General features: G+C 33.0%; 11 protein-coding genes. 4 read left to right on the top strand and 7 right to left on the bottom strand.

The features are described 5' to 3' along the window. From guaA to E7419_07730, 5 genes are all read right to left on the bottom strand, one after another. Positions 1–981 carry a glutamine-hydrolyzing GMP synthase gene (gene guaA / locus E7419_07750; GenBank protein ID MBE7015075.1) on the bottom strand — a complete coding sequence of 327 codons (981 nt, stop codon included), beginning with the start codon at positions 979–981 and terminating at the stop codon, positions 1–3. A 165-nt stretch (positions 982–1,146) separates the two neighbouring features. Continuing rightward, complete coding sequence (cysK, locus tag E7419_07745) at positions 1,147–2,073, bottom strand: cysteine synthase A (GenBank protein ID MBE7015074.1); 927 nt, start codon at positions 2,071–2,073, stop codon at positions 1,147–1,149. Positions 2,074–2,163: 90 nt separating this feature from the next. After that, on the bottom strand, positions 2,164–2,700 hold the full coding sequence (gene pgsA, locus E7419_07740) for a CDP-diacylglycerol--glycerol-3-phosphate 3-phosphatidyltransferase (protein MBE7015073.1): 537 nt from the start codon (positions 2,698–2,700) through the stop codon (positions 2,164–2,166). Between the two features lie 22 nt (positions 2,701–2,722). After that, positions 2,723–3,685, bottom strand: a complete 963-nt coding sequence (pfkA, locus tag E7419_07735) for a 6-phosphofructokinase (protein MBE7015072.1) — start codon at positions 3,683–3,685, stop codon at positions 2,723–2,725. Between the two features lie 186 nt (positions 3,686–3,871). After that, on the bottom strand, positions 3,872–4,606 hold the full coding sequence (locus E7419_07730; GenBank protein MBE7015071.1) for a YebC/PmpR family DNA-binding transcriptional regulator: 735 nt from the start codon (positions 4,604–4,606) through the stop codon (positions 3,872–3,874). 164 nt (positions 4,607–4,770) lie between these two features. Between E7419_07730 and asd the strand changes: the two genes are divergently transcribed. Genes asd through E7419_07710 form a run of 4 tightly spaced genes read left to right on the top strand, consistent with a single transcriptional unit; the run spans position 4,771 to position 8,008 of the window. Continuing rightward, positions 4,771–5,850, top strand: coding sequence for an aspartate-semialdehyde dehydrogenase (gene asd / locus E7419_07725; GenBank protein ID MBE7015070.1), 1,080 nt, complete (start codon positions 4,771–4,773; stop codon positions 5,848–5,850). Between the two features lie 20 nt (positions 5,851–5,870). Further along, entirely contained in the window at positions 5,871–6,761 is an 891-nt protein-coding gene (locus tag E7419_07720) for a 4-hydroxy-tetrahydrodipicolinate synthase (protein MBE7015069.1), read from the top strand. Positions 6,762–6,784: 23 nt separating this feature from the next. Next, positions 6,785–7,543, top strand: a complete 759-nt coding sequence (locus E7419_07715; GenBank protein ID MBE7015068.1) for a 4-hydroxy-tetrahydrodipicolinate reductase — start codon at positions 6,785–6,787, stop codon at positions 7,541–7,543. Positions 7,544–7,567: 24 nt separating this feature from the next. After that, positions 7,568–8,008 (top strand): hypothetical protein, encoded by a 441-nt coding sequence (locus E7419_07710; GenBank protein MBE7015067.1) that lies wholly within the window; start codon positions 7,568–7,570, stop codon positions 8,006–8,008. A gap of 35 nt (positions 8,009–8,043) precedes the next feature. Here the strand turns inward: E7419_07710 and E7419_07705 are convergent, their stop codons facing one another. Together E7419_07705 and E7419_07700 are read right to left on the bottom strand one after the other, a co-directional pair. After that, positions 8,044–9,633, bottom strand: coding sequence for an extracellular solute-binding protein (locus E7419_07705; GenBank protein MBE7015066.1), 1,590 nt, complete (start codon positions 9,631–9,633; stop codon positions 8,044–8,046). 14 nt (positions 9,634–9,647) lie between these two features. After that, a partial coding sequence (locus E7419_07700; protein MBE7015065.1) for a beta-N-acetylhexosaminidase occupies positions 9,648–11,431 on the bottom strand: 1,784 nt, incomplete at its 5' end.

Here is an 11,431-nt window from a genome sequence, read left to right as displayed (position 1 = left end):
TTATTCCCACTCAATCGTCCCAATAGGTTTTGGAGTAAGGTCTAAGCATACTCTGTTGATGCCATCAACCTCATTTGTTATACGATTAGTTATTTTATGAAGGATTTCGTAAGGGATTTCTTCTATTGTTGCACTCATGGCATCTTTAGTATTGACTGCTCGGATAATTGCAGGCCAACCTTCATATCTTTTGTCATTCTTTACACCGACTGACTTAAAGTCAGGCACTGCGATAAAATACTGCCATACTTTTTTAGAAAGGCCACAAATATCAAACTCTTCTCTTAAGATTGCATCTGCCTCTCTTAAAGCGTGTAATCTGTCACGAGTGATTGCACCAAGACAACGAACACCAAGTCCGGGACCAGGAAATGGTTGCCTTTCAACCATTGTATCAGGAAGTCCTAACGCTTTACCTACAACTCTTACTTCGTCTTTATAAAGAAGTTTAACAGGCTCTACAAGTTCAAACTGCATATCTTCAGGAAGTCCGCCAACGTTATGGTGGGCTTTTACACCATCACTTTCAAGTATATCAGGATAGATTGTTCCCTGAGCCAAAAAGTCAACATCAGTCAACTTTCTTGCTTCTTCTTCGAAGACTACTATAAATTCTCCGCCGATAATCTTTCTTTTTGTTTCAGGATTGGATACACCTTCTAGTTTATTTAAAAATCTATCAGTTGCATCTATATATATCAAATTAGCATCAAGTTGATTTTTAAATACTTCAATAACCTGTTCACTTTCGCCTTTTCTCATAAGTCCATGATTAACATGCACACAAATGAGTTGTTTTCCGATAGCTTTGATAAGAAGCGCTGCAACAACAGAAGAATCAACTCCTCCTGATAAGGCAAGAAGAACTTTTTTACCTCCTACCTGTTCTTTGATTTTAGAGATCTGCTCACTTATAAAAGCATCTGCAAGTTCCTTTGTTGTAATACGTTCCATAGTATCCGGTCTTTTGTTTGAATCCATAGTATCCTCCCTATTTTTTACATTTATTTACATTTATTTACATTTTTTATAATATAATTTTATCATATTGTTTTTTTAATTTCAAGTATTTATATAAACAATATTATACTTTTATAATGTTCTTTTTTTAGTTAAATGATACTAAAAAAGTGCAGATAAACTGCACTATTCAAACAACGGAGTAGAAAAATATCTTTCTGCAGTATCAGGAAGAACGGTTACAACAGTTTTACCTTTTCCCAATTTTTTGGCAAGTTTTATTGCAGCGGCAACATTTGTTCCGCTTGAAATTCCACACATAATGCCTTCTTTTCTTGCCAAATCTTTAGCAGTATTTAAAGCTTCATCATCTTTAACTATACAAATATCATCATATATATTCTGATTTAAAATTTCAGGAATAATTCCGTCGCCTATTCCCATCTGAATATGAGTACCGATTGAACCACCCGACAAAATAGCGGCATCTTCAGGTTCTACAGCCCATATTGTCATTTCAGGATTATATTTTTTCAAAGTTTCTCCAATACCTGTTATAGTTCCCCCTGTGCCGATACCTGAGCAAAAGCCGTGAATAGGGCCATTAACCTGATTTATAATTTCCATACCTGTAACTTCTCTTTGAATATCAGGATTAGCAGGATTTTCAAACTGCTGAGGAACAAAAACATCAGGATTTTCTTTTTTCATTTTAAGTGCAAGGTTAAGACATTCTTCTATACAAAGACCGATATTACCTGAATCGTGAACTAATATCACTTCTGCACCGTAGTGATTAACAAGTTTTCTTCTTTCCTCACTGACAGAGTCGGGCATAATAATAACAGTTTTATAGCCTCTTACAGCACCGACTAAGGCAAGACCAATCCCCTGATTTCCACTTGTCGGCTCAACTATTATTGAATTTTTATTTAAAATACCTTCTGTTTCTGCTTTTTTTATCATATTATATGCAGTTCTCGTTTTAATAGAGCCACCGACATTAAGCCCTTCAAATTTAACTAAAATATCAGCAGAATCACTATCAACCATATTCGATAATTTAATTACAGGAGTATTTCCTATTGCTTCTAAAATATTATTATAAACCATTTTTATAATTAACCTTTCAATTAAATGTGCTTTTTTCATTATATACTTTATGCTAAAAATTGTCAATCAGTTCAAAGAAAAAACCACAGTTTACTGTGGTTTAACTTTTTTGTAATATGCATTTATGTAATTTACAAAGGCAAGTATTGATACAATAACAAAACTTATGCATAGCCCTTGTTTTATAAGAGGATCAATATTTTCAAAAATCATTATAACAAGGAAGACAAGGAAATAAATCACACTTGCAAGTTTTCCGAAAAAGTTTGCCTGAACAACAATTTTATCTTTTTTAAGAAGTCTCGCTGCACCTAAAATCATAACTAACTCTTTTAGTATTAAAAATACAGGCACCCACGAAAGAGAATGTTCCATACTCGCCATACAAACTGCAACGGTTATCTGCATAAGTTTATCGGCAAGAGGATCCATAAGTTTGCCGAAATTACTTTCAATTTTAAATTTCCTTGCTAAAAAACCATCCAATACATCACTAAGACCTGCTATCAAAAAAGTTATAACACAATAAAGGCTTTTATTATCTATATCCGAACTAAACAAAAATATAAAAACAAAAACCAATATCAATCTGAATATTGTGATGTAATTAGGAAGATTTTTAAACATTGTTTGACCTCACATTTACATTTTAATATGTTATATCAGTAAATACTTCGTATAACTGTTCATCAATACCCTTTTTCATATTTAATGCTTCGGTAATATCATAATCCACAATTTTGTTATCTTTAAAAGCAACAACTCTGTTGGCCTTATTTTCCATAAGAAGTTCAACTGCTTTTACACCCATACGGCTTGCCATAACTCTATCGTAAACAGTTGGTGAACCACCTCTTTGAATATGCCCTAAAATTGCGACTCTTGTTTCAATTTCAGTTAACGCTTCAATCTGAAATGCTATTTTTTCAGATTCTCCAATACCTTCAGCAACAATAACAACAAAATGAGATTTTCCTTTTTTGATAGATTCATTTATATATGAAACAATATCGTCTTTTATATCATAATCTTTTTCAGGAACTAAAACTGCTTCTGCACCGTTGGCAACTGCAACTTCAAGAGCAATATGCCCTGCGTGCCTTCCCATAACTTCAACAACACTGCATCTTGAATGAGATGAACAGGTATCTTTTAGTTTATCTATACATTCACAGGCAGTATTAAGCGCCGTATCAAAACCGATAGTATAATCAGTGCAGGCAATATCATTATCAATTGTTCCCGGAATACCAACAGTAGGAAGCCCTGCATCACTTAACGCTCTTGCGCCCCTGAATGACCCGTCGCCTCCGATAACAACTATACCCTCAATACCCTTTTCTTTTGCAATTTCAACAGCTTTTGCAACTCCTTCAGGGGTCGCAAAAGTTTTACTGCGAGCAGTTTTTAAAATTGTACCGCCTTTATTTAAACAATCGGATACAGAACGATATCCCATTTTTTCAAAATTACCATTCAAAAGGCCCTTGTATCCTTCGTGAATCCCATAAACTTCCATATTATTGTGAAGCGCACATCTTACAACAGCACGAATGGCTGCGTTCATACCGGGAGCATCTCCCCCACTTGTTAAAACAGCAATTTTTTTCATTTTTAACACCCTTTTTCAAAATTATAAAATTAAAGCCACTTAGAAATATGTTAAAAATTATTTTTCCCCAAATAAATAATAATAACACTCATCTTTCTTATAAATATTATCCAAAAAACAAGTATATACAAATTATGTCAAAAAATCAAGAATATTACACAATTTTAACATAAATTTAACATTTACTTAATCTTCACACTCTTCCCAGTTGTGATAAATATTCTGAACATCATCATTATCTTCAAGATGCTCAATAAGTTTTTCCATCATAAGAATATCTTTTTCATCAGTTAAAGATACATAAGTCTGAGGAACTAATGTTACCTCTGCTTTTAAGAATTCAAAGCCTTTATTTTCAAGTTCTTCACGGACGAAAGAAAATTCTTCGGGAGTAGTTAAAATTTCATAAACTTCATCTTCTTCATTAAAATCCTGTGCGCCCGCTTCCATTGCAGCATCCATAAGTTCTTCTTCAGAAACAGAATCATTTTTTTCAACAATAAGAACACCGTATTTATCAAACATAAAGGAAACACAACCATTAGTTCCTAAATTTCCTCCAAATTTATCAAAATAATGCCTTACATCAGCCGCAGTACGATTTCTGTTATCAGTAAGTGCTTCAACAATTACTGCTACCCCTCTTGGTCCATAACCTTCGTATACTATATCTTCATAATTATCATTTTCCTGACTTCCTGTTGCTTTTTCAATACATCTTTTAACATTATCGTTAGGCATATTGTTTGCTCTTGCTTTGGCAATTATATCTTTTAATTTACCGTTAATTGAAGGATCGGGACCGCCTGCTTTAACGGCAACTGCAATTTCTCTTCCGAGTTTTGTATAAATCTTCGCTTTTTGAGCATCTGATTTTTCCTTTTTGTGTTTAATATTAGACCATTTAGAATGTCCTGACATATTTATTCCTCCGTAATTTAAAAATCTTTTCTCTCTATTTTAACATAGGTTACAATATTTTTTCAAGTTTTTTATTAATTTTTATTGTTTTTTCTAAATTGACTTTTCTTAAATATAGTGTTATTATATATAAAGATAGCATATAGTATAATGGAGGAATTATTATGAAAACATTTAATGTAGGTATCGTAGGTGCTACCGGAATGGTTGGTCAGAGATTTATAACTCTTTTAGAAAACCATCCTTGGTTTAACTTAAAAGTTTTAGCCGCTTCTTCCCGTTCAGCCGGTAAAACTTATGAAGAGGCAGTAGGAAACCGTTGGGTTATGAAAACACCTATTCCTGAAAACATAAAGAAAACTGTTGTTTTAGATGCAACATTAGATATAGAAAAAATCGCATCAGAAGTTGATTTTGTTTTTTGCGCAGTTGATATGAAAAAAGATGAGATAAAGGCATTAGAAGAAAAATATGCAAAAGCAGAATGCCCTGTTATTTCAAATAACTCTGCTCACAGACATACTCCTGACGTTCCGATGATTGTGCCTGAAATAAATGCAGATCATGCCGAAATTATTCATGCACAAAGAAAAAGACTTGGAACAAAAAGAGGATTTATTGCAGTTAAATCAAACTGTTCACTTCAAAGTTATGTTCCTGCGCTTCATCCGCTTATGAAATTTGGCATTAAAAATGTTCTTGCTTGTACATATCAGGCAATTTCCGGTGCAGGTAAGACTTTTGAAACATGGCCTGAAATGGTAGATAATGTTATTCCATACATTGGCGGAGAAGAGGAAAAAAGTGAAATTGAACCATTAAAAATATGGGGTAAAATTGAAGGAGACAAAATCGTTCCTGCTACCTCTCCTGCTATTACAACTCAATGTATAAGAGTGCCTGTAAGCGACGGTCATCTTGCTGCAGTTTTTGTATCATTTGAAAACAAACCGTCTATTGATGAAATAAAAGAAATCTGGAAAAATTACAAAGGTACTGCTCAGGAACTTGAACTTCCTCTTGCTCCTAAACATTTCCTTAATTACTTTGAAGAAGACAACAGACCGCAAACTAAATCTGAAAGAAACTTAGAAGGCGGAATGGCTGTTTCAATGGGAAGATTAAGAGAAGATTCTCAATATGATTATAAATTTGTATGTATTTCTCATAATACCTTAAGAGGTGCTGCAGGCGGTGCAGTTCTTATGGCTGAACTACTTGCAAAACTTGGTTATTTAGATTAATTTGAAGGAGTTGACCTAAAATGAAAAAAACTGTTTTTACCGGTTCAGGTGTTGCTATTATCACACCGTTTAACGAAAACGGAATTGATTTTGATAGTCTTGGCAACCTTATAGATTTTCATCTTAACAATAATACAGATGCTATAATCGTGTGCGGTACAACAGGAGAAGCGGCAACAATGCCTGACGAAGAGCATTTATCTGCTATTGAATACACTGTAAAAAGAGTTAATAAGAAAATCCCTGTTATTGCAGGCACAGGAAGTAATGATACTGTTCACGGTATTAAATTAAGTAAAGAAGCCGAAAGGCTTGGCGCAGACGCACTGCTTGTTGTTACACCATACTACAACAAAACAAACAAACAGGGTCTTATAAATCACTTTACTTTAATTGCAGAAAGTGTTAATATCCCGATAATTCTATACAATGTTCCATCAAGAACAGGTATGAATATATCTTTGGAAGTTTTAGAAGAACTTGTAAAGATTGACAATATTGTAGGTATTAAAGAAGCAAGCGGTAATGCTTCATACTTAATGGAAGTTGCTGCCAGATTTGGTGACAGGCTTGACATTTATTCAGGAAATGACGATATTATCGTTCCTGTTATGTCTGTTGGCGGAAAAGGTGTTATTTCCGTTCTTGCAAACGTACTTCCAAAAGAAACTCATGATATTTGCAAACTTTATCTTGACGGCAAAACCGAAGAAAGCATGAGATTACAGTTTAAATATCTTGATTTAATCAACACTCTGTTTTGTGAGGTTAATCCGATACCTGTTAAAACAGCACTTAACCTTATGGGATTTAATGTTGGAAAGTTAAGAATGCCTTTGTATGAAATGGACGAAAAGAACAAGCAAAGACTTATTAATTCTCTTAAAGGCGCAGGAGTTAAACTTGTTTAATATTAAATAAGGAATGATTACCTATGATAAATATAATGTTAAGCGGTTGTAACGGAAAAATGGGAAGAGTTATAACCGAAATTGTAAAATGCGATGAATATATCAATATAGTATGTGGCATCGATATTGATACAACAAAAAATTATGATTATGAAGTTTACAATGCTCCGTCCGGATTTACAGGCAAAGCAGATGTTATAATTGATTTTTCACATCCGTCTGCCTTTTATCCGCTAATGGAATATGCCAAAGCAACTAAAACACCTATTGTTGTTGCTACAACAGGCTTATCAAAAGAGCAAATAGAAGAAATTAAAGAATCATCAAATGTTATTCCTGTTTTCTATTCTGCAAATATGTCAATCGGTGTTAACTTAATAATTGATTTAGCAAAAAAAGCAACTAAACTTTTATCCGATAAATTTGATATTGAAATCGTGGAAAAGCATCATAATCAGAAAATTGATGCTCCGAGTGGTACTGCACTTGCAATTGCAGATGCCATAAACGAAGAACTAAATAATTCTTACGAATATGTTTATGACAGGCACAGTATAAGAAAGAAAAGGTCAAAAACGGAAATTGGTATTCACGCAGTTCGCGGCGGTACAATTGTCGGCGAACACGATGTTATTTTTGCCGGAAATAACGAGGTTGTTACCTTATCTCACCTTGCAACAAGCAAAGAAATTTTTGCAGAAGGTGCAGTAAAAGCGGCAAAATATCTTGCAGGAAAAAAACCTGGTTTATATAATATGGATTCTTTAATTAAAGAATTATAAGGGAATGTAAAAAGGAGATTTTAAATGTCGGAAATTTTAATTACCGATACAAAAGAAATCGCTTTAATTACAGTTAAAAATTTACCTGATAATATTTTTTATATCTCAAAAATACTGGAATTAATCAATGAAGAAAATATAAAAATTGATTATTTTACAAAACAGTTTTATTTAAAAGATAAAATTTCAGTTACATTTACTGTTAAAGAAAATCTTATAAGCAAAGTTTTTGATGTTATAAAAAAAGTAAGAAGTTTTGTTCCCGAAATATCTACCGAAATATTTGGAAATAATACAAAAATAATTCTTAAGATATGCGAAGATGAAAATGCTTTTTTAACTCTTATTAAAATCGTTAAAAAAGCAAGTTTTCTAAAAGCAAATCTTAACATACTTAATTTTACTGATGATGAAATAATATTTCTTATTCCAAATGAATATGTAAGTGAATTCAAAAACCTCTGAGGATTTTTCCCCAGAGGTTTTAAGTATATTAGATTTTATAATTTATCGTATCTTTTCTGAGCATCGTTATAGGCTTTAAGAATTTCTTTTGCACCTAAAGTTTCTGCTTTTTTAAGCCAATCTTCCCATGATTGATTTCCATTTAAAACATATTTAGTTGAAAATTCTCTCGCGGCAGTTTCAAGCGATGTAAGATATTTTTCGATAACTTTCTTTTCCTGTTCGTTAAATGTAAGAACAGGGTCTTCAGGCCAGAAACCGTCTTCTTTACTTGTCATCATATCCTGTGCTTCCTGTTCCTTTTCGGTATAATTATAGTATGCACATCTGTCGTCATAACGGTGCGCTAAAGGTCCGCATATACCATATTTTTGTTCAAGAAGTGTTGTGGTTGCAGATTCTCCGTCTTCAAATCCAAGATATTTTGCCATACCGTTTTCTCCATAGTTAAAAGTAACTCCTTCAACCCCCATTGAAGCAAGTATTGCTCCGGAATCACTTATCATATAATCAAGAAGTTTAAGAGCCAGCATACTGTTTTTTCCTTTTTTAACAGCGGGTCCGGTAAGTACATTCGTAAGAGTAATAACTTTACCTTCTAATGGTTCAGCATATCTTAAATCGTAGTCAGGAACAGTTTGTAGTGTCTGTTCTTTAAACATATCAAGTCTTCCAATCCAGTCCCATGTAACAAATGCTTTATCAGCCTGTGTCATTTTCGCTGTCCATGCAGGTTGAGTTGCTGTTATAAATTCAGGGTCAATAAGTCCTTCGTCAAACATAGTCTTTACAAGATCAAGGCAATCTTTAAATTTAGGGTCGGTGCATGACATTTTCCATACTTTTTCTTCTTCGTCATAATAAGGCTGAAATCCTGTCATAATATCAAGACCATAGTTAAGAGTAAAGTTTCCAAATATCTGGTCCCCTGTTTTTGAAGCAAATGGCGTTGAGTCAGGGTAAAGTTTTTTAAGTTGTCTTAAAACATCTAAAAATTCTTCTGTGCTTGTCCACATTTTTATATTATGCTTATCAAAGATATCTTTTCTATATAGGAAACCATGATTAACCTTACGGGAAATATTATATCTTGGAAACATAAATAAATTTCCTTCTCCGTCAAGAAAATTCTTTATTTTACCTTTTGTGTCGTATTTATCCGCTTCATCATAGAATAATTTTTTAAAGTTAGGAAGTTCATCTATATGCTGAAGAATTTCTTCAAATGCTCCCTGCTTTCCAAAATCATTAACTTCATCAATTCCTCCGACATGGTCCATAATATCCGGCATTTCATCTTTTGATGCCATAAGTACTTTTGCTTTTTCAGCAATTGTAGAAAGAGGCACTGCAATTACATTGACATTAAGGCCTGTTCTTCTTCTTAACTCCTTTATAAACAAGCTGTCATTCAAATTTGTAATATCTGAATCATGTAAATAGGAAATTTCAGTATATTTGTCATCAATAGGAAGTTTAAGAGTAGAATAATCTCCTATTTTTGCAGGATCTAATTCTTCGTTGGTTGCGATATCAACCGATTGTGGCTGACTGCATGCAGACAACAAAGTAATTACCATAATAATTGCCAGAATTAAATTAAACTTTTTGCAAATTTTTTTCATATAAATCGCTCCTTTTATAAATATTTACTTCCTGTAACAAGATCGGCATAATGCCTGTTCTCAGAGTTATGTGAAATAAGTATCGGTTCATCAAGTTCCTCTATATTCTCTGCATTCCCCGAAAGAAAATTATTAATTGCATAGATAGCATAGTCTATCCTTGCTATAACCGTAGCAAGTCTTGAATTGATACATTCCCAACCAAATGGTTTAAATACCGAAAGCCACATTTTTTGCCATAAAGCCATTAAAGAAACATATTTTTCCCTTAAATCAGGCAGTTTTTTATCTATAAGTTCATTCAAATAAACTTTATTTGAATTTTCATAAGCAGTTCTGATATTTACAATAATATCAGCTTTACTGATTAAAATATCGTAATAATCAACTGCAAACTTTTCATAATCCTGCCATTTGGAATTTTTAAATGTTTTTTCAATAATTCTTTTGGAATTTATATATCTGTGAATGGCATCTTTGTAAAAATCGATCTCATTAGTCAGATTATATAATATATCAGTATAAAATAATCCCTTTCCATAAAAGGTATCGCAGTAACCCCAGTATTCTGTTTCCTCATAAGGCATAGCAGATTCGCTCACTGCACTAAAGAATTCTCTCTTAATTCCAAACAGAAACTCGCTCATATCCAACACTTCATCAATACTGCAACTATAACCTTTAAAACAATACTCGGATACAATGGGTGCAAAAAACAGTTCATACATTTTATTGCACTCACAACCGTCATCTCCCCAGATAGTACCATAAACTGACTTAACTTTGTTAGTTATGCAAGCACGAAGTGCAGGAATGAAAGTATCCACAGTGTATGAATATCTTGGAAGAATATCCAGCCACCCCCATATACCTCCTGCAAATATTATTTTTTTCCCAAATTCCTGATGTTTTGATATTATTTTACTGTATCTGTTTTCATCCGTTTGACCGTAATCCCAATACATAAATGAAACATCAGGCAGTTTTTCTTTAAATCCCAATGGAAAAACAACATCGGGATGATAATGCAAAGAATTTTCGGTATTTAGTGAAAAATATAAATCGCTGTACATAATTGCATCAAATTCATATTTTTTACAGATTTCAACAACTGTCTTGACATGCTGATTGATAACATCAACAGTATTATGCAATCCATTTTTTAACAAATATTTTCCGTTTGCTGCCTCAGGTGCCTCATCACAACCTATATGTATTTTTTGTGTTCGAAAACACTTACGCATTGTTTTTATCATTTCTTCGATAAACTGATATGTTTTCTCTTCACCGCACAAAAAAGTATCTGAATTATTACGTATATCAGAAGATGCATTCCACCTGAAATACTGGCTCATATGTCCAAGCACCTGAATATGCGGAATTACCTCTATCCCCAAATTATAAGCATAATCATCAATCTCTCTAAGTTCCTCGTGAGAATATGCACCTCTCATATAACCAAAATACGGGTATTTTGTAATTTTATAAACATCTTCCATATAAAGAATAAGAGAATTAAGCCCCATACAAGCCATATAGTTTATATATTCTTTAATTGCAGAAACCCTCATAACTCCATTACGCGATAAGTCAATCTGCAATCCCCTCTCGTCGAATTCAGGAATCTCGCTTATTTCAAAACTTTTTTTCCCTTTTGATATTTCATAGGCAAGAAGTGAAAGTCCTCTTGTTTTATGTGAAATCGTTGAATCTGAAATAATTGCTTTATTATTTTCATATTTTACATAAACACCTTCTTTCTTTACATATTCTATTTGACCTGAATATGTAAAATCAA

The sequence above is a fragment of the Oscillospiraceae bacterium genome (genome assembly GCA_015068525.1).
Taxonomy (GTDB): domain Bacteria; phylum Bacillota; class Clostridia; order UMGS1840; family HGM11507; genus SIG450.
Note: the sequence above shows the minus strand (reverse complement) of the source record. Positions and strands in the feature narration are given on the sequence as shown.

What these genes read in the sequence shown, in the direction of transcription:
- E7419_07710 (MBE7015067.1), top strand. Translation starts at nt 7,568, where the DNA reads ATGTCGGAAATTTTAATTACCGATACAAAAGAAATCGCTTTAATTACA.
- E7419_07705 (MBE7015066.1), bottom strand. Translation starts at nt 9,633, where the DNA reads ATGAAAAAAATTTGCAAAAAGTTTAATTTAATTCTGGCAATTATTATG.
- E7419_07715 (MBE7015068.1), top strand. Translation starts at nt 6,785, where the DNA reads ATGATAAATATAATGTTAAGCGGTTGTAACGGAAAAATGGGAAGAGTT.
- cysK (MBE7015074.1), bottom strand. Translation starts at nt 2,073, where the DNA reads ATGGTTTATAATAATATTTTAGAAGCAATAGGAAATACTCCTGTAATT.
- pgsA (MBE7015073.1), bottom strand. Translation starts at nt 2,700, where the DNA reads ATGTTTAAAAATCTTCCTAATTACATCACAATATTCAGATTGATATTG.
- pfkA (MBE7015072.1), bottom strand. Translation starts at nt 3,685, where the DNA reads ATGAAAAAAATTGCTGTTTTAACAAGTGGGGGAGATGCTCCCGGTATG.
- E7419_07730 (MBE7015071.1), bottom strand. Translation starts at nt 4,606, where the DNA reads ATGTCAGGACATTCTAAATGGTCTAATATTAAACACAAAAAGGAAAAA.
- E7419_07720 (MBE7015069.1), top strand. Translation starts at nt 5,871, where the DNA reads ATGAAAAAAACTGTTTTTACCGGTTCAGGTGTTGCTATTATCACACCG.
- asd (MBE7015070.1), top strand. Translation starts at nt 4,771, where the DNA reads ATGAAAACATTTAATGTAGGTATCGTAGGTGCTACCGGAATGGTTGGT.
- guaA (MBE7015075.1), bottom strand. Translation starts at nt 981, where the DNA reads ATGGATTCAAACAAAAGACCGGATACTATGGAACGTATTACAACAAAG.